Annotated in this window: 21 protein-coding genes, 3 tRNA genes and 1 other RNA gene; 13 read left to right on the forward strand and 12 right to left on the reverse strand. The window is 33.7% G+C overall.

Going from position 1 to position 23,214, the window contains the following annotated elements; translation table 11 throughout:
- Positions 1-63 precede the first annotated feature (63 nt).
- On the reverse strand, positions 64-273 hold the full coding sequence (locus tag RAM17_RS01710) for a helix-turn-helix transcriptional regulator (RefSeq protein WP_110424538.1): 210 nt from the start codon (positions 271-273) through the stop codon (positions 64-66).
- A gap of 838 nt (positions 274-1,111) precedes the next feature.
- Between RAM17_RS01710 and ttdA the strand changes: the two genes are divergently transcribed.
- The 4 genes from ttdA to RAM17_RS01730 all read left to right on the forward strand — a co-directional run bounded on the left by ttdA (position 1,112) and on the right by RAM17_RS01730 (position 4,933).
- Positions 1,112-2,014 (forward strand): L(+)-tartrate dehydratase subunit alpha, encoded by a 903-nt coding sequence (gene ttdA / locus RAM17_RS01715; RefSeq protein WP_086326586.1) that lies wholly within the window; start codon positions 1,112-1,114, stop codon positions 2,012-2,014.
- Positions 2,011-2,625 (forward strand): L(+)-tartrate dehydratase subunit beta, encoded by a 615-nt coding sequence (gene ttdB / locus RAM17_RS01720; RefSeq protein WP_034884698.1) that lies wholly within the window; start codon positions 2,011-2,013, stop codon positions 2,623-2,625. Before ttdA ends, ttdB begins: the two co-directional genes overlap by 4 nt.
- Positions 2,626-2,729: 104 nt before the next feature.
- Positions 2,730-4,013, forward strand: a complete 1,284-nt coding sequence (locus RAM17_RS01725; protein WP_110448779.1) for an MFS transporter — start codon at positions 2,730-2,732, stop codon at positions 4,011-4,013.
- Positions 4,014-4,090: 77 nt separating this feature from the next.
- On the forward strand, positions 4,091-4,933 hold the full coding sequence (locus RAM17_RS01730; protein ID WP_110448778.1) for a fumarylacetoacetate hydrolase family protein: 843 nt from the start codon (positions 4,091-4,093) through the stop codon (positions 4,931-4,933).
- 42 nt (positions 4,934-4,975) lie between these two features.
- Here RAM17_RS01730 and RAM17_RS01735 read toward each other — a convergent pair whose 3' ends face one another.
- The 3 genes from RAM17_RS01735 to RAM17_RS01745 form a co-directional block, all read right to left on the reverse strand.
- Positions 4,976-5,617 carry a GntR family transcriptional regulator gene (locus RAM17_RS01735; RefSeq protein WP_086326590.1) on the reverse strand — a complete coding sequence of 214 codons (642 nt, stop codon included), beginning with the start codon at positions 5,615-5,617 and terminating at the stop codon, positions 4,976-4,978.
- A gap of 5 nt (positions 5,618-5,622) precedes the next feature.
- Positions 5,623-6,219 carry a GntR family transcriptional regulator gene (locus tag RAM17_RS01740; protein WP_110448777.1) on the reverse strand — a complete coding sequence of 199 codons (597 nt, stop codon included), beginning with the start codon at positions 6,217-6,219 and terminating at the stop codon, positions 5,623-5,625.
- Between the two features lie 491 nt (positions 6,220-6,710).
- Positions 6,711-8,174 (reverse strand): MvaI/BcnI family restriction endonuclease, encoded by a 1,464-nt coding sequence (locus RAM17_RS01745; RefSeq protein ID WP_110448776.1) that lies wholly within the window; start codon positions 8,172-8,174, stop codon positions 6,711-6,713.
- A 270-nt stretch (positions 8,175-8,444) separates the two neighbouring features.
- Here RAM17_RS01745 and RAM17_RS01750 point away from each other — a divergent pair, with 270 nt between their 5' ends.
- Complete coding sequence (locus RAM17_RS01750; RefSeq protein WP_110448775.1) at positions 8,445-10,049, forward strand: DNA cytosine methyltransferase; 1,605 nt, start codon at positions 8,445-8,447, stop codon at positions 10,047-10,049.
- A gap of 393 nt (positions 10,050-10,442) precedes the next feature.
- On the opposite strand, the gene RAM17_RS01755 is transcribed toward RAM17_RS01750, so the two are convergent.
- The 3 genes from RAM17_RS01755 to RAM17_RS01765 form a co-directional block, all read right to left on the reverse strand.
- The gene (locus tag RAM17_RS01755) at positions 10,443-11,402 is read right to left on the reverse strand and encodes a hypothetical protein (protein WP_110448774.1); all 960 of its coding nucleotides are present in this window, start codon (positions 11,400-11,402) and stop codon (positions 10,443-10,445) included.
- Between the two features lie 20 nt (positions 11,403-11,422).
- Positions 11,423-12,295, reverse strand: a complete 873-nt coding sequence (locus RAM17_RS01760) for a phosphorothioated DNA-binding restriction endonuclease (RefSeq protein ID WP_110448773.1) — start codon at positions 12,293-12,295, stop codon at positions 11,423-11,425.
- A gap of 341 nt (positions 12,296-12,636) precedes the next feature.
- Positions 12,637-12,712 (reverse strand) — tRNA-Phe (locus RAM17_RS01765).
- 159 nt (positions 12,713-12,871) lie between these two features.
- Between RAM17_RS01765 and RAM17_RS01770 the strand changes: the two genes are divergently transcribed.
- The 3 genes from RAM17_RS01770 (at position 12,872) to groL (ending at position 15,446) form a co-directional block, all read left to right on the forward strand.
- Positions 12,872-13,312 (forward strand): FxsA family protein, encoded by a 441-nt coding sequence (locus RAM17_RS01770; protein ID WP_110448772.1) that lies wholly within the window; start codon positions 12,872-12,874, stop codon positions 13,310-13,312.
- 146 nt (positions 13,313-13,458) lie between these two features.
- A complete protein-coding gene (locus RAM17_RS01775) occupies positions 13,459-13,752 on the forward strand; it encodes a co-chaperone GroES (protein WP_034901049.1) in 294 nt (97 codons plus the stop codon).
- 47 nt (positions 13,753-13,799) lie between these two features.
- Positions 13,800-15,446 (forward strand): chaperonin GroEL, encoded by a 1,647-nt coding sequence (gene groL, locus RAM17_RS01780; protein ID WP_065613631.1) that lies wholly within the window; start codon positions 13,800-13,802, stop codon positions 15,444-15,446.
- Positions 15,447-15,533: 87 nt separating this feature from the next.
- Here groL and RAM17_RS01785 read toward each other — a convergent pair whose 3' ends face one another.
- The 3 genes from RAM17_RS01785 to RAM17_RS01795 are packed head-to-tail and all read right to left on the reverse strand — an operon-like array spanning position 15,534 to position 17,988.
- Positions 15,534-16,112 (reverse strand): manganese efflux pump MntP, encoded by a 579-nt coding sequence (locus RAM17_RS01785; protein ID WP_110448771.1) that lies wholly within the window; start codon positions 16,110-16,112, stop codon positions 15,534-15,536.
- Positions 16,113-16,163: 51 nt separating this feature from the next.
- Positions 16,164-16,778, reverse strand: a complete 615-nt coding sequence (locus tag RAM17_RS01790; protein WP_110448770.1) for a hypothetical protein — start codon at positions 16,776-16,778, stop codon at positions 16,164-16,166.
- A gap of 19 nt (positions 16,779-16,797) precedes the next feature.
- On the reverse strand, positions 16,798-17,988 hold the full coding sequence (locus tag RAM17_RS01795) for a bifunctional tRNA (adenosine(37)-C2)-methyltransferase TrmG/ribosomal RNA large subunit methyltransferase RlmN (protein WP_065579081.1): 1,191 nt from the start codon (positions 17,986-17,988) through the stop codon (positions 16,798-16,800).
- A 103-nt stretch (positions 17,989-18,091) separates the two neighbouring features.
- On the opposite strand from RAM17_RS01795, the gene RAM17_RS01800 reads away from it, so the two are divergent.
- Positions 18,092-18,841, forward strand: a complete 750-nt coding sequence (locus RAM17_RS01800; RefSeq protein WP_181414711.1) for a M15 family metallopeptidase — start codon at positions 18,092-18,094, stop codon at positions 18,839-18,841.
- Here the strand turns inward: RAM17_RS01800 and RAM17_RS01805 are convergent.
- Positions 18,838-20,142, reverse strand: coding sequence for an ATP-binding protein (locus tag RAM17_RS01805; protein ID WP_110448768.1), 1,305 nt, complete (start codon positions 20,140-20,142; stop codon positions 18,838-18,840). The two genes, RAM17_RS01800 and RAM17_RS01805, sit on opposite strands and share 4 nt — an antisense overlap.
- Positions 20,143-20,160: 18 nt before the next feature.
- A complete protein-coding gene (locus RAM17_RS01810) occupies positions 20,161-20,841 on the reverse strand; it encodes a response regulator transcription factor (RefSeq protein ID WP_034901087.1) in 681 nt (226 codons plus the stop codon).
- A gap of 381 nt (positions 20,842-21,222) precedes the next feature.
- On the opposite strand from RAM17_RS01810, the gene RAM17_RS01815 reads away from it, so the two are divergent.
- From RAM17_RS01815 to RAM17_RS01830, 4 genes are all read left to right on the forward strand, one after another.
- Entirely contained in the window at positions 21,223-22,518 is a 1,296-nt protein-coding gene (locus RAM17_RS01815; protein WP_110448767.1) for an L-cysteine desulfidase family protein, read from the forward strand.
- A 124-nt stretch (positions 22,519-22,642) separates the two neighbouring features.
- A tRNA-His gene (locus RAM17_RS01820) sits at positions 22,643-22,718 on the forward strand.
- A gap of 31 nt (positions 22,719-22,749) precedes the next feature.
- A tRNA-Pro gene (locus RAM17_RS01825) sits at positions 22,750-22,826 on the forward strand.
- A 34-nt stretch (positions 22,827-22,860) separates the two neighbouring features.
- A non-coding RNA gene (locus RAM17_RS01830) (RtT sRNA) lies at positions 22,861-22,991 on the forward strand.
- Positions 22,992-23,214: the final 223 nt, after the last annotated feature.

Consider the following 23,214-nt stretch of genomic DNA (forward strand, 5'->3'; position numbering starts at 1 on the left):
AAATTTAGATATAAAAAAAGCCACATATTTGACTATGTGGCTTGGGTGATAGAAATTTAACTGTTAATTAGTTTTAGTCTTTATCCATGCTTCAACTTCTTTTAGGCGCCAACGCGAGGATCTTCCTAGTTTTATAGGGAGTGGAAATTTATTCTGCTTTATCAAAGCATAAAACCATTTATCAGTCATGCCTGTAAGTGTGGTGATATATTTCATATCAACTAGGTAATCAGGATGTATTTGTGCATCCAAAGGGGGTAAGAATGTTGACATTGTTGTACCTCTATTGAGTGATGTGGGTTAATTACATTCAATAGATAGGTATCAACAATATTTTTTTACTATTTGATAATACATTCCTTATATCTACATTGATTAGATCCTTATTTTTTTAAGTTAGAATTAATATTATTCAAAATTTGATAAAGAGGATCATTATATACTGAGTCTATATATTGATCTGAATAAGTAGCACTAAAACAATGATTAGCCAGTTTAGGATCTGAAAGTACCTTTGGAAATGAGTTAGTTTCTATAATTAATTCACAGCTGGTTAATACTGGTTCTTGTTTCCCTACTAAAGACCAACGTATTTTTTGGTCATAACTTTTGATTTTTAGTATGACAAGAGAATTGTTATAAATACTAAAATTAACTTAACAGTATTGACTGTTAAGTTAAGTGCACTTTAAACCTAAAATTCAATAAAATAACCTCATTTAATAAAAAATCACTCATAGCAAAATCTGTCAATTTTAGTTTTATGGCTATGTTATCTTCATAATAAATCCAATAAATTCAATAAAGTAAACTCAAATTAAGCATTGGAAATTAATAACTGAAACTCCATCGTAAACTAATTTGGTGAGAACTTGCTCACAAATAATTGGATACATTATTAAATACATTGAATTAAAAATAAAATTTATATAATTTAATAATGACTAAGTAATTGGGTCAATAATTCTCATATTACTTAGTGTTAGGAGATTAAAAATATTAGATGGAAGCATGTTCTTTTAGGAAAACACCTCATAGATAGGCAATTAAATTTCTCAGAATATATTTTTCTAAATATCTAAATCTATCACCATCAACTAGGAGATAATTTATGTCAGATAAAGATAAACTTGTGACTAATATGACCGAAATAATGAGCAAGTTTGTAGCCCTTGTAGGTAAGAAATTACCTGACGATGTTGAAAATAAACTTCAAGATCTAAGCAAAAAGGAGACAAGTCAATTAGCAAAAGTCATCTATAGCACTATGCAGGAAAATCAAAATCTTGCGATGAAATTGAATCGGCCGTGTTGCCAAGATACGGGCGTTTTACAGTTTTCGGTAAGATGTGGTACGAATTTTCCTCTTATTGGTGAATTAGAAAACATTTTAACTAATGCAGTATTTCAAGCCACAATTACCGCCCCTCTTAGACACAACTGTGTTGAAACATTTGATGAAAAAAATACTGGCAAAAATATAGGTACAAATGCGCCTTATATTTTTTGGGATATTATTCCTGATAGTGATGTCGTTGAAATTGATACTTACATGGCTGGAGGCGGATGTACTTTGCCAGGTAAAGCAATGGTACTCATGCCTGGTGCTGGTTATGAAGGGGTAACTAAATTTGTTTTAGATGTAATGACCAGCTATGGATTAAATGCTTGTCCTCCGCTACTTGTTGGTGTTGGTGTGGCTACTTCAGTAGAAACAGCAGCACTTTTTTCCAAAAAAGCGCTTATGCGCCCAATCGGTTCTCGAAATGCCAATGAAAAAGCCGCTAAATTTGAACAGCTGCTTGAAGATGGCATAAATAAAATAGGATTAGGTCCTCAAGGTATGTCTGGTAAATATTCAGTTATGGGAGTCCATGTTGAAAATGGTGCACGTCATCCATCGGCGATTGGTGTGGCAGTAAATGTTGGTTGTTGGTCTCACCGTAGAGGAACAATTGTATTTGATAAAGAGTTGAATTACCAAACGATAAGTCACAAAGGAGTAACACTATGAGCCAAAAGAAAATATTAACCACCCCAATAAAATCTGAGGATTTAGAAGGAATTAAAGCTGGGGATATCGTTTACCTAACTGGCTATATTGTAACTTGTCGTGATGTGGCTCACCGTCGATTAATTGAACAAGGATTAGATTTACCGGTTGATATAAATGGTGGTGCAATTTTTCATGCAGGACCAATAGTTAAAGCATTATCTGATAATGAATTTCAAATGATATCTATTGGACCAACAACCTCCATGAGAATGGAAAAATTTGAAAAAGAATTTATTGAACAAACAGGCGTGAAATTAATAGTTGGTAAAGGTGGAATGGGGCCAAATACTGAAGAGGGTTGTAAAAAATATAAAGCAATTCATGTCGTTTTCCCGGCTGGATGTGCTGTTGTTGCTGCAACACAAGTTGAAAAAATAGTTGATGCTAAATGGCGAGATCTTGGTATGCCTGAAACATTGTGGGTATGTAAAGTAAAAGAATTAGGTCCTTTGATTGTATCAATTGATACCGAAGGGAATAACTTATTTGAAAATAACAAAATCATTTTCAATCAACGCAAGGAAGAAGTTTATCAAGAAATTATTCCGCAAGTCAGGTTTATTAAATAACGGTAACTATCCATAAGTAACATCAAAATTATGAAGGTTAACGTTATGTTGGAAGTTTTAATAAAAGACAAAAAATTTGTCTTTAGTGAGAAGGATGAAATGTAATGAAACAAAATTTAGAGCAAACAGCATTAAGAAAAATCACATTACGAATAGTTCCTTATGTCATGCTAGTCTATTTCATTGGTTTTTTCGATAGAATAAATATTGGTTTTGCTGCTTTAACGATGAATCAGGAGTTGGGATTTTCTGATGCCGTTTTTGGACTTGGGGCTGGACTTTTTTTTCTTGGTTATTTTATTACTGATGTCCCATCTAATATTATTTTGCAAAAGGTGGGGCCTCGTATTTGGTTAGCTAGAATATTGCTAAGTTGGGCTGTAATCACAGCATGTATGATTTATGTTGAAACAGTTACTGGTTTTTATATTATTCGTTTTTTATTGGGAGTAGCTGAGGCAGGCTCTTTTTCTGGAATCATATTGTATTTATCCACATGGTTTCCAATAAAGAAACGCGCTCAAATGATAGCATTCTTTATGGCTGCGGCACCAATTTCAGCCATGATTGGTTCACCTTTAGCCGGAATTATTATGAGTTTACACGGCGCATTTGGATTTAAAGGATGGCAATTAATGTTTTTAATGTGTACGATTGCTGCCACGGTAATGGGGATATTTACATTATTTTATGTTAATGACAAACCAGAAAAAAATAGCTGGCTAACAGAAGACGAAACTAAATGGTTAGTCGATACTCTTGCAAAAGAGAAACAAGGGGAAAAAGCAGTAATAAAAACCAGTATATGGAAAGGATTAACTGATATTAGGGTATTAACCTTAGCGATTGTTTATTTTGGTACTTCTGCTGGACTTTATTCGATCAATATTTGGTCTCCAATGTTTTTTAAATCTTTTGGCTTATCCACAATTCAAGTCGGTTATATTAATTCCATACCACCGGCATTAGCTGCAATCACGATGATCCTGTGGGCGAAACATTCGGATAAAACAAATGAACGAACCTGGCATGTTATTTGTGCGTGTTTACTTGCCTGCGTTGGTTTCATTATTGCCGGCCTCGCTACAGCGTTAATTATTGCAACCTTTGCCTTAGTTATGGCTAATATTGGTATATCATCTTGCAAACCACCATTGTGGAGTATTCCATCTCAATTTTTAAATGGACCAGCTATTGCTGCCGGATTAGCGGCGATAAATGCCATAGGTAATTTAGGCGGATTTGCTGGACCGGCATTAATTGGTTGGTTAAAACAGGTGACTGGTGATTTTTCTTATGCACTTTATTTTGTTGCCGGAATGTTAATGATTTCAGCCTTTTTAACGTTAATTATTGGTATCAATAATAAAAAACGACAAGCTCAATAACAAAATTGTTATATGAATTTAAATAAAAATGCCACTTTAGTCAGAAGTGGCAATTAAATTTGAAAAAGGAATTTATTATGAAGCTATTAAGCTTTTTGTCACCACTAACACATGAAAAAACATGGGGTTGTGTTAAAAATGACAATGTATATGACTTGAAAAAACAGTTAGGTGACAACTATCCAGATCTAAAATCAGCCATTTCTAACAATATTTTAAGTGAATTAAAACAATTAAAATTGGAGTATCCAGATTATCCGCTGAATGAAATTCATTTTTTACCTGTTATTGATAATCCAAATAAAATAATTTGTGTGGGGATGAATTATCCAGAAAAAAGAAAGGAATTTGAACAATCTACCAATGCCCCAACACTTTTTATTCGATTCCCTGATTCGCTTGTTGCACATAATGAATTCATGCATAAACCCAATTCAACAAATGAATTTGATTATGAAGGTGAATTAGCAGTAATTATTGGTAAAACGACCAGTAACGTTTCAAAAGAAATAGCTCTAGAGCATGTTGCTGGTTATAGCTGTTTTATGGATGGTTCCGTCAGAGATATGCAATATACTTGGTTTACTTCAGGTAAAAATTGGCCAAAAACGGGGGGGTTTGGGCCTTGGCTAGTCACATCTGATGAAATTACTGATCCGCAAAAACTGCACATTACAACTTCATTAAATGGACTCCAAGTTCAAAGTGAATCTACAGGAAATATGATCTACTCTATTTCTTATTTAATTGAGTACATCTCAAGATTCAGTAAACTTGAAGCCGGTGATGTTATCATAACTGGTTCACCAGGAGGCGTTGGCAAAAAAAGAACCCCCCCACTGTTTATGAAAGAAGGAGATATTATTGAAGTTGAAATTAGTCAAATTGGTAAATTAAAAAATAAAATTTTGGACTGTTAACCTAAACTTCTGTTTTTCCTTACTTATGTAAAAAATTAAAACTTAAAAACGTGTTAGCATATCTTCCATGCTGCGAATGATATGCTGATACATAAGATTTTTTGCCAATTCTGCATCATATTCAATCATTGCATTCAAAATATTACCGTGTTCTTTAGATGAAAGAATAGCGTATTCTTGTTCAGAAATATTCGAACCTAATGATAATCCATTCCACATTTCCGATAAGATAGAATTAATTTTATTATTGCCACATGCGGCCCAAATTGCCATATGAAACGCTTGATTATAATTGGTATAATCAACGTAATTATCATTTTCAATAGCATTTTTTCCACATTGATAAGCATCAATAATTTCAGATAGATCGGCTTTATTTTGGCAAACTTCAGCGACAGCTTCGCGTTCTAAAACTGCGCGAGTCACATAGTGATCTTTGATAAATTTCTTAGTAATTCCTAAAACTTCTGCCCCTTTATTATGGCGCAATTTAATAAAACCATCTCTAGCCAAAATCTGAAAAGCTTCTCTGACTGGGGTATTTGAAACTTCCAATTGCGATGCAACACCATCAAGCGTCACAATTGTGCCTTCTTGTATCTCTCTGGTTAAAATGGCTTTGCGTAAAACCGAAGCTATTCGTTCTCTCATTGGTAGTAACTTCAGTGGTTGCAATTGATTCATCTAGGTTAACTCCTATTTAACTTTTTTGTTAAACTATCAGCTAATGAAAAATAATATTTGTATACAAATTTGGCTATTGCTTTTAATTCATGTGTCTGAATTGATGTTATTAAACTATTATGTAAATCTTCATCACTAGATTTTTTTTCAATATTATCCCAAACATATTGTGGATAACCCACTAATAATCTTGAATAATTTTCTTTAATAAAATAATTGTCGATTTCGATTAATAAAACTTGTCGAAATTGTTTGGCATCTGCAACAAGTATATTTCTTATATCTTTTTTTGAATTTAACAATATTTTGATAATTTGGATCTCAACCGATGCGATTAATTCAAAAATATCTTTTAACAAATCAATCTTCGGACCTACTACTAATACGTGTCGATTAGGTAATCGCGATAAAAATCCTTCTAATTCTAATATAAGAAACGCTTCTCTAACGGGAATCCTAGATGTATTAAGATATTGGGCTATCTGTTCTTGAGTGAGCTGTTCACCATTTTTGAACCTACCAGATATGATCTCCTGCCGCAATATCTTTGCTATTCGATCTTTGGTTTGAGTGTTATCCAGCTTTGGTAAAATATTATCCATTATATTATCGGTTTCAAATAAAATTAGAACAGAGATTATTCCTTAGATTATCTGTTAGTACAAGCCTTCAAATTCTAAAATAATTTTTAAAAAGTATAAATATAAGATTATTTTTACAATTAAATATAATTAAAAAATCATATTTAATTAAATTATTAAAAATACTTAATCAATCTCAAGTTACGTTAAAAATAACCAAATATGCTTTTATTATATATGTTTCATTATTTATGGCGTTATTTATAAATTTAAAGTAATAAGTTAAATAGTTTACTTAGTAGTTATTAATATATTTATTTTGAAATGCAAGAATAAACTTTATTGTTACTAAAAAGTGTGGATAACGATAATTAACTATAATGGAGAGAATAACTGATACAAGTTTGTATAGACAGAGAAACTAACACAAAAATAATAGTATAAAAACTAAAGTCAAATAATAATTTGAACAATAGTTTTTATTAATTAATAGAACAATAATATTGCTAAAGTTAATTTAAATCATACTTTATAGGTTTTGGAAATAGTAACTCTAAATTGCGTTTATCTATTTTAAACAATGGTCCTTTTTCTGAAACACGATTATTTTTGGCATTTCTTTTAATTAGGTGATCCATTGTAATTACTCCATTCTCAATTAAAGGCATTAATTGATTTAATAATGGCATTTTAGTATGAATTACTGATTTGAGATTAAAATACTCTTCACCATTTATAAAAGTGCTCTCGGCTTCAATCCAGAATGTTTCTGAATGTTTTTCATGTAATCTAGAACGTAATGTTGAACCATTCCAAATCGCTACATCTTGTTTTTTTATTTCACAACCTTTTGGAGAAATATATTCGTGTATTTCGCATAATAAATCATCTCGTATTTCAAATTTTAAACCTTGACTATTTTTTTGCTGAGTACTTAATGTGCAGTATAGTTTAAAATCTTTTTCCCTTTGGTAGCCATATTTATCTAAGATTTCGGCACTGCTTTTACAATGACTATTTGACCAATTAGCCACTTGAGCAAAAAGTGTAGTACGAGTTTTATTTTTATTTCCTCTACCGGATTTTAGTTCAATACCTTTATAATCAGGTTGTTTACTTGAGTTAGGTGGGATGCCAAGCGCACATTCAATTGACATTCCTATAGTAGTATCACCATGTCCGATCGCTTTTATAGGCTTTTTCGCGAGTTCCTTTAACTTAGCTAATAATTCATCTGCAATGGTATTTGTCTGTTTTGTATATTCACAAATAAAGCCATTAATTTTACTTTTAAATTCTTGTAATTCATTATCTAGATTAATTTTACTTAGGTTTAGTAAGTAAGGAACTTGATTAAAAATAATGATAGCAATTTGATCACCGGCCTCAGCAAAAGTACCTAAAGCAGTAAACCACATTCTTGGGTCACCTTTTTTCGTCACTGGTCGATATAAACTCATTTTGGTTTCACGAACAGTCGAGGAAGATAAAAAGAACGCTGTAGATATTTTCTTATAATCTATTCCTTGTTGCTGTTTAGAGTAGTCATGAAACTTTGCGAGTTCAAAATGGGTTCTCACTGGTTGTGTTGCATCAAGAATTGATTTTTTCAATCCTGTTTTTGTTGGTTCAAAAATAGAATAATCAATAGAATGGAAAGCCAATGTTTTTTTGTTCTGTAATACATTAAGTTTGATCTCTGATGAAAGTTCATCTTTACGCTCTTCAGCTAATAATTCATAATCGTCTTCATCAAGCTCAATATCATCACTTTCAACAAAAGTTGTTGAAACTTTAGCTGTTGGCGTTTTTATCTTTTGAGTTTTATCGAACTCTCTAAGTAAAGCGGTCCAATTGGAGTGGCCTTCTTGTTTTGCTATTTCATCTAATGCTCTTGCACTAATAATATTTTTTTGTTTTTTAAGTATCTTGGCTTGTTTTTTTAAGCGAGCAATATAAGGATGTTCTTTAGGCATGTTTTCCCCTCTGTAATAAAAATTTTCAAAGAAATACATGCACTAAACTTACTGCCCACAAATAAGTTAAAAGTGCAAACGAAAAAATTTTTATTACAGAGAGGACGAATGAGTCTTTACGAGCGTGGGCTGGCGGCTTCTCTCTAAGCCTTGTTTTTAAGAATATCGAGATAACTCGCAAAAGTCAAATTCTATATTGTTAAGCCCTGGACTTTTGTTCTTTTCTAGTTTAGAATTCACCCCTAATATATTTTTATCTAGGTATTGCAATTGAAGTCTCAAAAAAAGTTTAATCATATTGAATTATTTGCCGGATGCGGAGGTCTATCATTAGGCTTAGATAAAGCTGGGTTTAAACTCACGCTGGCTAATGAGCTATCGCCAATGGCAGCAGAAACATTTGCTTATAACTTTTTTAATGAAAACTTTGAACAACTAGCAAAAAAAAATAAAAAGCCTAAAAAAGCCTTCTGGCTTTCAAGTCAATTTGATACCTTAACTGAACGCTTGAGAGAGAATCCTTTTAATTATCCCTCTCTTCATAAAGGGTTCAGTGACATCCCAAATAATAAAAAGCAATTAGAAAACTCCCTTATCATTGGTAATATCATTGAATTAAATCATTTGATTGAACAAGATAACGAGCTTTTACTCGCATTAAAATCAGCATTTAATAATACTGAGGTTGATTTAATCTCTGGTGGTCCTCCATGCCAAAGCTTTAGTATGGCTGGTTTACGTGAGAAAGATAGTGACAAAAATACCCTTCCTTGGGAATTTGCTAACTTTGTTGCCAAAATTCAACCTAAAATTGTTTTACTTGAAAATGTCACAGGTATTTTACGTGCATTTAAGGATAAAGATGGTTCTCTATATCACGCTTGGTTTGAAGTCGCTAAAGTATTCGCTACCCAAAAATACATTCCACTTTGCCTACATGTAAATGCAAGATTTGCAGGTGTACCACAAAACCGACCACGCTTTATCATGTTAGCTATACGTCATGATGTTTTCCTAAAATTGACACCATTTTTTAAAAAAGGAAGTGCAGAAGAAACATTATTTGCACCTTCTCTTAATTTTTATACTTTAGTTCAAAAAAACGTCAAAAAAGTAGCTTGGGGTTCTCTCCCATATTTTGATGTATCAATTGAAGAACATTTTAATTTATTTAAAAATTCTTTTTTAAAACACTTGGTTAATCAAAAGGAAGTTAATGTGAAATCAGCTATTGATGATCTTAAAATAAATAATCCATCGTATCCTTCCCTTTTTGTTAGGAATTTAAATGATAAATTTAAAAATATTTTAGCAACAAGAAAAGAAATTTATAATCATGACTTACGTAATAATAGTCAGCTCGTAAAATGCCGATTTCGTATTTACCAGATATTACAGCAATGTGATAGGCGTGATATTACAAATGCTGTATTTGATATTTTAAAAGGTAAAGAAGATAGGTTGCCTGAAGATATTTGGAATGTACTGAAAAAATTTGAATATCTACAAGACGATAACCAGATGAAAGTATTTGAACACAAAATTGAGTTTGAAGAATTTTTAAAATTACATCCAACCAAAAAGCAAACCCAAAAAGCTTTAAATAAAGATTGTCCTGCTCCAGCCGCACTTTCTATTCCAGATGATGCTTGTCATTATGATGAAAAAGAATTGCGAGTTTTGACTGTTAGAGAAATGGCAAGAATACAATCATTTCCAGATAACTTTGTGTTTCGCTCTAAAATTACAACTGGTGGACAGATGCGAAAATTTGAGGTGCCCCAATATACTCAAGTAGGAAATGCTGTCCCTCCACTACTTGGTTTGGCGTTAGGAAAATCTGTTACTGAGTTATTAAGATTACTCGAAAAATGAGTTAATACTATCATTTTAGCAGTTTAAATCTGCATAATATAAAAAACATATTCTGAATTATGAGCAATAAAATTTTACCCTTTTCAAACATAATTCAGAACTTTCATTTCTACTAGTTAGAAATGAATTATTTGACGAAAATTCAAGTGATTTTGTAACATACTCATCCTCTAACTTACCGAAATCAAATCCTTCAGATTTCTGAGTTGTATGTCCAATTAATTTAACAATGGCTTGGTTTAAGCAAGAAAAATAGTTTAATTTTGTATTTGTTTACAACTTGGAATGTTATTGTTTATCAATATGAATATTTTTTCCAAGACTCATTTTTGAACTGGATTTTATTCCTTATTCCTAAAAGATCATTGGTTTTTATATTTTTTTTATAATTAATTATGTTTTAGGTTCAACAATCAAAAAGAAATTCTTCAACTGATTAATTTCAATCTGATAACTCTTATAACCTTTCCCATTCTCATATAATTCAATTTTGTCAGGAATAAAATAGACCGTAATATAACGAATATCATCTCTGCTAAGTTCCATATCAAAGTAACGACGATAACGATATTTTTCCATTTTCTCTTTTGAGATATACAAAATAACATCACAGTCATTAATTTTATCGTAAAAGGTCATACGAAAACCTAGTCCATAACGCTTAAAATCAGGTTTGACACCACCATACATAACACCAAAATGCTCAGTATTCCAAGCATAATTAAAACGTTTAAAATAGTTACATAATTTTAATTTTCCTATTCCTACAACATTAAGTTTTAATTGTTCGAATTCTTTTTTGGGTAACTTATTCTTTGCTTCCCTCCAAGTCTCAATTAAACGACTAAGTTGGTTAGTTCTTCTACAACCTGATTTTGAGGAATCATTTTTTGTATTATTGTTCAAAATAGTATTTTGTTGTTCGGGAAATCGAGGAGTTGATGAAATGAAAGAATCTTCATTTTTTATATCATCAGAATCTTCCGTTGGGTCAAAAACATCAATCAGGTCAGATAACTTTTGACGAATTTGCCTTAATTTAGCTTCTTCCTCTGTTTCATTAGGTAGTCGACCTTGTTGATTTTCTTTTAAAGTATCAATAACCCAAGCACAATTAGGTAAGTGTTCATCTTGTTTGCGAAAATGCGGGATCTTATATTTTTTAGATTCTTCTGCACTATAGTGATAGTTAACCCCAATAACTCTAACCTTATTAGCAAAGCAATCAGGACTTGAACAATAGAAATGATACCTTGATGGATGATCTTCAGATAAATATTCAAGCCGAGCTTGATCAATTGACACTTCATGTCCAAGTTGAACACAATATGCCGAAAGAATTCTTATTTTCATATTTTTCCACTCTATAATACTTACGTTCTAAACACTTCTCTAACATGCCATTCAATAAATCTGTCATGTAAATAATCGTTTTTCATTCTGGGTAGTAAGATGTTTTTGCCGTCGAAATCCCAAAATAGTTTTTCAACTATGTGGTTTCCATTTACGCCGCTTGATACTTTGATTTTTAGATTACAATCAAGCCCGATAGCGCCCATATCGAAGGCGGAATGATGTAATGAACATAGTGCTAAGCCATTATTTACAATGCATGGTCCGCCGTGTTGTTTCCATTTTACGTGAGCAGCTTCAAGGCCGATTGATACTGAGTCATGCCTTAAATCGTAACCGCAGATGGCACATTGATAGTTGTATGCTCGTAATACGATTTGTCTGAATTTAGGATCTCGGTATTTATTGGATTCCATTAGATTGAAACCCAATCGGTTAATTAAGTTTTCTTGCACACTTTCAGTAAAATGCTGGCTTAAAATTTGTCCTGCTAATTGATCAATAATGGTAGGATTTGTTTTTATCAGTCGATACGTTTGTTCATCAAAGCCACCGAGTACTTGGTGAGAAGCAAGGGTTTTGCTAGTTGGTTCTTTACTTGGCAAAATTGGATTAGTGCAGTTTTCAAAATTAATCAGTTGCCAAAAACCATCATTTTTCAGACGCCAAAAAGGCATATTGGGATAATAGTGTTTACGTTGAGGGCCAAAGCGAGCGAGTAAATCGTGTAAAGGTTTTTCAATTTCTTTTTCATAATCAAACAAGCGATCATGACCTTGCTTATATTGTGCTAATACATAAAGTAGCAATAAAGGTTTATGTGGAGCTCGTTGATCGCCTTTTTTCCAAATAGTGATATCGGTAATTTGTTGTTGTAATTGTTTAATATCCATCAATACTCAAAATAAAGGTAATAAGTAGAAAAATATTACAAATATCACATTCTTTTTGTGATCTACCTCACAAAATTTTGAGTTGGTGTGAAAAAATATTAATCATAAATGGTAGCGCTCAAGCAATTTCTCTTAAGCATTACAAATAAAGGCTTTAAAGCCATTTTATGGATACTCGCCATTATCGAACCAAATATATCCGGGTTTGTATCCGATTTTGCACTTGATATGGGGTAATCTCAGTTGATGCCGGTTGACAAACAAAATCCCTTGAAAGGCTGATTTGAAAAGGCTTTAGACATAAAAAAACCTGCTATAAGCAGGTCTTAAAATTTGGTGATTGGTGCCCGGACGCGGAATCGAACCACGGACACGGGGATTTTCAATCCCCTGCTCTACCGACTGAGCTATCCGGGCAACAATGGAGCTGTATTAAACACGATTAGAGATTATTCGTCAATCCTTTTTGTAAGATATTTTTAAAAATATATACTGTTTGGTTGAAATTTAGCTAATTGTCACCATTTTAATAACTAATTGAAAATAATGTCGCTCTATATTTAGAGGAATTTTTGTATGCGAGTTATTGGTTTTATTATATTTTTTATTTATGTTTATTGTGAGATTAGTTTTTTTATCGCAATTGCTAATTCAGTGGGGGTATTGCTTGCATTAATCGGAATTATTGCTACCTCGATTATTGGTTTTTCATTAATTAAAAAGCAAGGGTTAAAAAATTTAAGCCTTATGCAACAAAAGATTGCTAATCAACAAAACCCAAAAGAAGAAATTATTAACAGTGTTTCGCTATTATTTGCTGGTTTTTTCTTATTTATTCCAGGTTTTCTAACGGATATCTTAGGGGGGATTTTATTAATTCCATATGTTCAGGAATATATTGTGCGCTTTATTGTTAAAAAACTTCCTACTAAAGTTTATTCATTTTCTTCTAGTCGCAATGTACAAGTAAATAATGATGTGATAGAAGGAGAATTTGAACGGAAGGATGATGAATAATTAATCAATTAGAAAATTTTTTTATTTTATTCTCTTGAAGAATATAAATTAATCCCCATCTATTATGCACTATATGATACATATCATAATTTTATGATTTATTGTTAATAATTACTTAAGTAAAAATTAGTGCTAGGAGATAACTAATGAAAATTCGTCCATTGCATGATCGTGTGATCATTAAACGCAAAGAAGTAGAATCAAAATCAGCTGGCGGTATTGTGTTAACTGGCTCAGCAGCAGGTAAATCAACACGTGGTGAAGTTTTAGCTGTTGGTAATGGTCGCATTTTAGAAAATGGTCAAGTTCAACCATTAGATGTTAAAGTTGGTGATATCGTAATTTTCAATGAAGGATATGGCGTTAAAACAGAAAAAATTGATAACGAAGAAGTGCTTATCTTATCAGAAAGCGATATTTTAGCCATTGTTCAAGAATAACTGGCAGATAATTTAACTTATATACAGAATTTAGGAGAAATACGAAGATGGCAGCTAAAGATGTAAAATTTGGAAATGACGCTCGTGCTAAAATGCTTAAAGGCGTTAATGTATTAGCTGATGCAGTTAAAGTAACTTTAGGTCCAAAAGGACGTAATGTTGTATTAGATAAATCATTTGGTGCGCCAACTATCACTAAAGATGGTGTATCAGTTGCTCGTGAAATCGAATTAGAAGATAAATTCGAAAACATGGGTGCGCAAATGGTTAAAGAAGTAGCTTCAAAAGCAAACGATGCAGCAGGTGATGGTACTACTACTGCAACTGTACTTGCGCAAGCTATCGTTAACGAAGGTTTAAAAGCAGTTGCTGCTGGTATGAATCCAATGGATTTAAAACGTGGTATTGATAAAGCAGTAGTTGCAGCAGTTGAAGAGCTTAAAAAATTATCTTCACCATGTGCTGATTCTAAAGCGATCGCACAAGTTGGTACTATTTCAGCAAACTCTGATGAAACAGTTGGTACTTTAATTGCTCAAGCAATGGAAAAAGTAGGTAAAGAAGGTGTTATCACTGTTGAAGATGGTACTGGTTTACAAGATGAACTTGATGTTGTTGAAGGTATGCAGTTTGACCGTGGTTATTTATCTCCATATTTCATCAACAAACCAGAAACTGCGACTGTTGAATTAGATAGCCCGTATATTTTATTAGCGGATAAAAAAATCTCTAATATCCGTGAATTATTACCAGTATTAGAAGCTGTTGCTAAAGCAGGTAAATCTTTATTAATCATTGCTGAAGATGTTGAAGGCGAAGCATTAGCAACATTAGTTGTGAATACTATGCGTGGTATTGTTAAAGTTGCAGCGGTTAAAGCACCTGGTTTTGGTGACCGTCGTAAAGCAATGTTACAAGATATCGCAATCTTAACTGCTGGTACTGTAATTTCTGAAGAAATTGGTTTAGAGCTTGAAAAAGCAACACTTGAAGATTTAGGTCAAGCTAAACGTGTGGTTATCAATAAAGATAACACAACAATCATCGACGGTGTTGGTGAAGAATCATTAATTAATGCACGTGTTGAACAAATTCGTAAACAAATCGAAGAATCAACTTCTGATTACGATAAAGAAAAACTTCAAGAGCGTGTGGCTAAATTAGCTGGCGGTGTTGCAGTAATTAAAGTTGGTGCAGCAACTGAAGTTGAAATGAAAGAGAAAAAAGCACGTGTTGAAGATGCATTACATGCGACTCGTGCAGCAGTTGAAGAAGGTGTTGTTGCTGGTGGTGGTGTTGCGTTAGTTCGTGCTGCTTCTGCAATTTTAGACCTTAAAGGTGCAAACGAAGATCAAAACGTTGGTATTAAAGTTGCTCTTCGTGCAATGGAAGCGCCATTACGTCAAATCGTTACTAACTGCGGTGAAGAAGCTTCTGTTGTGGTCAATGCGGTTAAAGGCGGTAAAGGTAACTATGGTTACAATGCCTCAACTGAAGAATATGGTGATATGATTGCCATGGGTATTTTAGATCCAACTAAAGTAACACGTAGTGCATTACAATATGCTGCATCAGTAGCAGGTCTTATGATCACAACTGAATGTATGGTTACTGATTTACCTAAAGATGATAAAGCTGACTTAGGTGCTGCTGGTGGTATGGGCGGCATGGGAGGAATGGGCGGAATGATGTAATTCCCCTATTTAGCCCGTCAAAATAAAAAACCACTCCAATATGTGAGTGGTTTTTTTATATTTAAATTTGTTTAATAAAGAATAAAATTATATAGCGAGATGTTGGTACAATGTGATTGAACCGATGACAATAAGAACGATGCCACCGATAAATGATGCTTGTTTACCAATTAAACAGCCAATTTTTTTACCTAGCAATAAGCCCAATGTAACCATGATACAGGTTGCAAGTCCAATCATGGTGGCGGCAATATAAATATTAACGCTGGCAAGTGCTAATCCGACACCAACAGCAAATGCATCAATACTTGTTGAAATCGCAGTAAGAACTAATAGTAGAAATGATTTTTTCGATGAAGGAAGTGGTTTTGCATCACAGTTGTCATCGTTATCTTCTTTAAAACTATGATAGATCATGTTTAGACCTAACAATAGCATGACGGTAAAAACAATCCAATGATCCCATCTTTCAATATATTGTAGGGCAATATAGCCAATTAACCAGCCTAGTAATGGCGTGATGGCTTCAACAAAACCAAATAAGATCCCCACTTTTAATGCGCCTAAAAACGGCGTTGATTTTAGTGATACGCCACGACAAATCGCTACCGCAAAGGCATCTGTAGACATGGCTAATGCTAGCAGTAAAATAGCCAAAAAACTCATGATATATACTCTTGCTTCCAGTGATGTTAATTTTAATTTTGTATTTATAATTTATTTTTTTGATACTAAAAATAGATAGTTAGCTATCTTGTTGTCGCCTTTATTTTTATAAAGTTCGGCTGTTTTTGCTACATTACTTCGACGACTGGCATCATATGCAAAAAGTTGTTTAAACATTAGATCTGCCGTTTTCTTATCGCCGTTTTGGATAGCACAATAACCATATTGCTCATAGGTATCTGCTTTCCAGCGGTGCCGATCTAGTTCTAGACTTTTGGCAAATTGTTGTTTCGCTTCTTGGTAACGATCTCTACCACATAAAAAGGAACCATAGTGCACACGATATAAACCATTACCTGGTTGCATTAATGTGATTCGTTTATAAATCATCTCTGCTTCATTATATTCACCAACATGTTGATCAAACATTGCCATTGCTAGCATGATTTGAGGATTATTGGGTGAATATTGAGCGGCCAATTTTAGATTATAATGTGCCGCTTTAACGTTATCTTCAGATTCATTGGCTTTGGCTAAATAACCTAAGCCTAATCGCATTCTTGCTAACGCAGCGGTTTCTGGATCAAAATCCTCACGACCATTCATTTGACAGCCTGTTAGCATTAGCATGACCAAACTGCTTAATGCTATTAATACGTTTTTCATGTACAACTCCTCGGTTGTTTTAGGCTGTTTGTTGAACAAGATTTTGCTTTTTATAAAGCGTTCGTTTGGTACGATCTACAACTTCGCCAGCAAGTTGACCACAAGCAGCATCAATATCATCGCCACGAGTCTTCCGAACGATAACCGTAAATCCATAACCCATTAATGTTTTCATAAACCGATCAATTCGGGTGTTTGAACAACGCGCATAAGGCGCACCAGGGAAAGGATTCCATGGAATTAAATTGATTTTACTTGGTACATTTTTCAGGAATTTAGCCAGCTCATGGGCATGTTCAACACTATCATTGATCTGGTTGAGTAATACATATTCGATGGTCACTTTACCATGATTAGCATTCGAGGTTGAAAGATAACGTAAAATTGAATCACGTAACATTGCCATATTATATTTTTGGTTAATTGGCATAATCTCGCTACGAATTTCATCATTTGGTGCATGTAATGAAATAGCTAATGCTACATCAATCATGCCAGCTAATTTATCTAAGGCGGGTACGACACCAGAAGTAGAAAGCGTCACGCGTCTTTTGGATAAACCATAACCAAAATCATCTAGCATAATTTCCATTGCTGGTGCGACATTGGATAAGTTAAGTAAAGGTTCACCCATTCCCATCATAACAACGTTAGTGATAGGTCGATCGGCTAATTTACCTGTTACGCCAATGGCATTTGATGCGCGCCAAACTTGGCCAATAATTTCAGATACGGTTAAATTACGGTTAAAACCTTGTTGCGCTGTTGAACAGAATTTACATTCCAAAGCACAGCCCACTTGTGATGAAACACATAAGGTCGCACGATCACGTTCAGGAATATAAACTGATTCAATCATTTGATTATTGCCTACATCTAAAGCCCATTTTATAGTGCCATCGGATGAACGTTGCTCGATGGCAATTTTAGGTGCTTTAATTTCAGCTAATTTTTTTAATTGCTCACGTAATTTTTTGTTAATGTCGGTCATAAGATCGAAATCATCTATCCCAAAATGATAGATCCATTTCATCACTTGATCCGCTCTAAATGGTTTTTCTCCTAACGAAATAAAAAATTCTCTTAACTGTTGTCTGGTAAAGTTAAGTAAGTTTATTTTTTCGTTAGTTGGATTGGTGGTGTTTTGATTAGTTGTATTTGTCACGTCCAAACAATTATCAGACGATTTGTGTGTAGCTGATGTTAACATATGGCCTCGTTTTTACACATTATGGCTATTTCAATTTTTAGGGAAAGGATTATACTGGTTTTCACCCTGTCTGGCTAATATAATATTAATTAGAATCTAAATGATGAAAAAAATAATAACATTGAAAACAGTTACTCATTTTAGCTCAACTTTAACTTTACTCTTATGTTCAACGTTTGCTATGGCACAATCTATTCCATTAAATAAACTTACTGGGCAATTTGATGAAAAAAAAGATAGTAATTATATTGCTCTCGACTCAACAATATTACCCGTAAACAAAAAAGGTATGTATTTACAGAAGGAACCAACTGAGCAGTTGATTAAGGCTTATAATGATTTTAAAAAATCTTATTCCAATATTCCTTTTATTGTAGTGAGTGCTACGCGTAATTACACCTATCAAAATGGTATTTGGCAACGTAAGTGGGATGCATTATTACCTAAGTTTAATAATCCACAAAAAATTGCCGAACAAATTTTAAAATTATCTTCAATGCCTGGTACATCAAGACATCATTGGGGAACAGATATTGATATTACTAGTGTATCGTCTGAATATTTTAAAAATGATAAACAGGGAGTTATTTTGTATCAATGGCTTCGTGAAAACTTACCAAAATATGGTTTTTGTCAACCATTCAGTGAGGGACGAAAAGGGGGCTATTTGCCAGAAGAGTGGCATTGGTCATATAAACCAATCGCCAAACAATATCTTGCTGAATATAAAGCAATACTTGACAGTAATCCACAGATGATTATGCAAAATCTGAATTTTACTGGTTACGATAAAATTACCTTAGAAAGTCTGGTAAAAGAGTATGTATTAACCGTTAATCCGGATTGTTATTAATTTTTTCGCCAATAAGGTAGTTTGATTGTTACCACTAAACCACCACCATCGCGATTATTAGCTTGAATAGTGCCGTTATGCATAATAACGGTCTTTCTGACGATGGCTAGACCTAGTCCATAGCCTTTACCTAACTGTGCTGACTGAATCCGGACAAAGGGTTCAAAAATACTCGATAATTTGCTGGCATCGACACCCGGACCACGATCTTTAACTTCAATTTGTAAATATTTTCCTGCTTCTTTTAATGATACCTCAACCGTTTGGCCTGCATTAGAAAAGCGGATAGCATTACGAATAATATTTTCAATCGCGCGTCGTATCTGTTCAGAATTACCTTTAACAATAGAGTGATTAATGGATGATAAGTTAAACTCTACTTCAATAGATTGGTGATTGGCTTCGTAGTTGGCATCATTAACCACTACACCAATTAACTCTTTTAAGTCAAAGTATTCATCGGTTCGATTATTCATTTCTGCACGTGAATAATTAAGAATCTCACCAATTAATTGATCTAATCGTTGCGACTCTAACTCAATTCTAGCTAAAGCTGTATCGATATTTTGTTTATTTTGTTGGGCAAGACCGATTGCCAATTGTAAGCGGGCCAGAGGGGTTCTGAGTTCATGAGAAACATCATGAAGTAGCGCTTGACGATCAGATATTAAGATGTTGAGTTGCTCAACCATCATGTCAAAATCTTTACCTAATTCACTCAGTTCATCACGACGAGGTTTTAACTTTTTAAATAACCGAACCGACAGATCACCTTGCGATACACGGAAAAATCCTTGTCTTAGTAATTTCATTGGTCTAGTTAAGTTCCATGCTAAAAATAGGCTGAATACTAAACCAACACAGATCCCCATTAACAAAATAGGGGTCGGCATATTAAATAAAGTTTTATTTTTGTTATTGCTGTGATCGGTTTTATCGTCTTTAAATGATACCGAATAGAGGGTGCCATCCGGTGCCACTGCCATCCGTTGATATACATAAGAGCTAGGTTCTAATTCATCTGTGATGATATTGACTTGATCATATTGTGGAGACACCAATTTTATTGACAATAAAACTCGCTCACGTTCGGGTAAATGTGCAATAAAATTGAGTGTTTCATCTTCACCGGCAACATGCAATAATTGAGCAATCATATCCACTTTAGTCGGCATATGATTTAAGAATCGTTGATTTCTACTTTCTATATAATATGAGAAAGCAATCCAAGTTAATTGGAAAGTAAGATAAAAAATTATCCAAAATATAACCAGTATTTTCCAAAATAATCGACGATTCATAGCAAACCTATGGCTTGATTAACGGATACGATAGCCAACCGCTCTTATTGTTTCAATGGTCACATCATTTTGTGCTACTTGATGTAGTTTTTGGCGAATATTGCTGATATGAACATCGACGCTGCGATCATATAATTCTCGAGCACGACCCAGACCTATTTCAGACAATTCTTCTTTAGTTACCACACGTTCACTATGTTTAACGAGTAAAACTAACAAGTTAAATTCAGTAGAGGTGAGATCTATCGGTTGACCGTTCCAAGTACAAAGTCGTTGTGGTAGATCTAAAGTTAAGCCATTAAAATGATATTTTTTCTCATCAACTAATTCGACTGAACGTTCGTCAAACCGACGTAATACCGCTCTCAATCTCGCCAATAATTCACGTGGGTAACATGGTTTTGGTATGTAATCATCAGCACCTAATTCTAACCCTAATACGCGATCAATATTATCACCTTTGGCAGTTAACATAATAACTGGCATATTACATTGTTGACGAATGCTTTTTAGGACATCAATGCCATTAATATCAGGTAACATCACATCTAAAATTGCTGCACGATATTTACCTGATAGCGCTTCATCAATACCATCCTTACCTAAATAAACACTTTTAATATTAAAACCTTCATTGGTTAAATATTCGCTAAGCATTTGTGATAATTCTACATCATCATCAATTAATAAAATATTTATCATATCTCGCCATTATTATTTAATTTTTGATAGTTACATTATTGCAATAATAAAAAAAAAGTCAGGTGGTTTTACTAAAATATTACATATTTTGAACTATTCCTGATTAATTTATTTACTATGCAGTTAAGTATAGATGTTTCAGATTTAGTCTATTTTTGTCGTGTATGTTTTAAACAAAAAGTGATTGAATAAAAATCTGTTTATAGTGGTTTAACGTATTAATAAAATCAGTATTGAACTGATAAATTATGTTCACTTACTCTTTAATATGTGAGCTTAACATTCAGTTTTCAAGTTAAATAGAATAAAATAATCACTTAATTTCATGGCTAAACGTTTCACTTGCTAACATTACGGTTAGTAATATGGAGATAAAAAATGGAACAACAAGTAATGTGGCAACAATTAATCAAATTGGTGAAACATGAAGTCTTGCCAGCACTTGGTTGCACTGAACCTATCTCACTTGCTTTAGCTGCTGCTACGGCAACTCAATATATTGATAAAAATAAAATTAGCCACATTGATGCTTATGTCTCGCCCAATTTAATGAAAAATGGCATGGGTGTTACGGTTCCAGGCACTGGTATGGTGGGATTAGCTATTGCAGCGGCCATCGGCGCCATTGGTGGTGATGCTGGGGCAGGCCTTGAAGTCCTTAAAAATATTACTGAGCAACAGATCGAACAAGCTAAAACGATGCTCAATGAGCATAAAATTAATGTGCAAATTGCCGATAATAATACCGCTATTTATTCTGAAGCTAATATTTATACTAATCATGATCATGTCCGCGTCTGTATTGAAAGCTCACATACTAATGTGATTTTGATTGAAAAAAATGACGAAATAATTTTTAAAGCCGATAACCAAAAGCAAGATGATTCGAAAGATGCGGCTATCATCAAATTGATGTCGGTAAAACAGATATATGAATTTGCCTCGCAGGCTGATTTTGCTGATATCGAATTTATTTTACACTCAGCAGAATTAAATGATGCCTTATCTCAGGAAGGCTTAAGACGAGATTATGGCTTAAGTATTGCGGCGACATTACATGAACAAACTAAAAATGGCTTATTAGCTGATGATCTATTGTCTAAAGTGATTATTCGTACTACTGCTGCATCAGATGCTCGCATGGGTGGTGCAACGTTACCAGCTATGAGTAATTCAGGTTCAGGCAATCAAGGTATTACTGCAACTATGCCAGTCGTTGTTGTTGCCGATTATTTAGAGTCAACGCCAGAACAATTAGCGAGAGCGCTTATTTTATCGCATACCATTGCCATTTATATTCATAGTAAATTTCCGCCATTATCAGCTCTTTGTGCAGCCTCAACAGCAGCCATGGGATCGGCTGCCGGTATGGCGTGGTTACTGGGTAAAGGCCAATATGAGGCAGTTGATATGGCCATATGTAACATGATTGGTGATTTGTCTGGAATAATTTGTGATGGTGCGTCAAATAGCTGTGCAATGAAAGTTTCAACCTCGGTTTCATCCGGATTTAAAGCTGTATTAATGGCGCTAAACCGAATTCGTGTTACAGGTAATGAAGGTATTGTTTGTGATAGTGTTGAAACTTCAATTAATAATTTAGGGGCGATTGTTAGCAATAGTATGAAAGCAACTGACACTCAGATAATTGATATTATGTCGCATAAAGCCTAATTTTTTTGAAAAATGCTAAAAGAATAACCTTTTAACGCTTTTAATATGACCAATTGGTATTATTTTTAAAAAATATGCTGGACAATATTATTTTTTATGCGTAATATTTCGTCCTGCTTCTATGGTGGCTATAGCTCAGTTGGTAGAGCCCTGGATTGTGATTCCAGTTGTCGTGGGTTCGAGTCCCATTAGCCACCCCATTTTATAGTTAGAATGTGAAGCAATTTCTGACGGCGAGTAGCGCAGCTTGGTAGCGCAACTGGTTTGGGACCAGTGGGTCGGAGGTTCGAATCCTCTCTCGCCGACCAATTTAATAAGAAAGCCTACTCATTTGAGTGGGCTTTTTTATTATTACAACGATGCATTTGATTCGAACCGATAAGAGGTTCGAGCCGAGTAGCACGAGACAGCGTTGCTTTAGCAACGACCCGTAGGGCGAGCATGAAATGTGAGTCAATCCTCTCTCGCCGACCAATTTAATAAGAAAGCCTACTCATTTGAGTGGGCTTTTTTATTATTACAACGATGCATTTGATTCGAACCGATAAGAGGTTCGAGCCGAGTAGCACGAGACAGTGTTGCTTTAGCAATGACTAGACATTTTTATCCTTCTAAATTATCTAAGCTGTAACTATGCATTTTTACCATGTTCTTTATAATTAACTCTACAAACACTTTATACTTCGTTTCTTCTTA

The organism is Gilliamella apis (assembly GCF_030758615.1).
Classification (GTDB): Bacteria; Pseudomonadota; Gammaproteobacteria; order Enterobacterales; family Orbaceae; genus Gilliamella; species Gilliamella apis_A.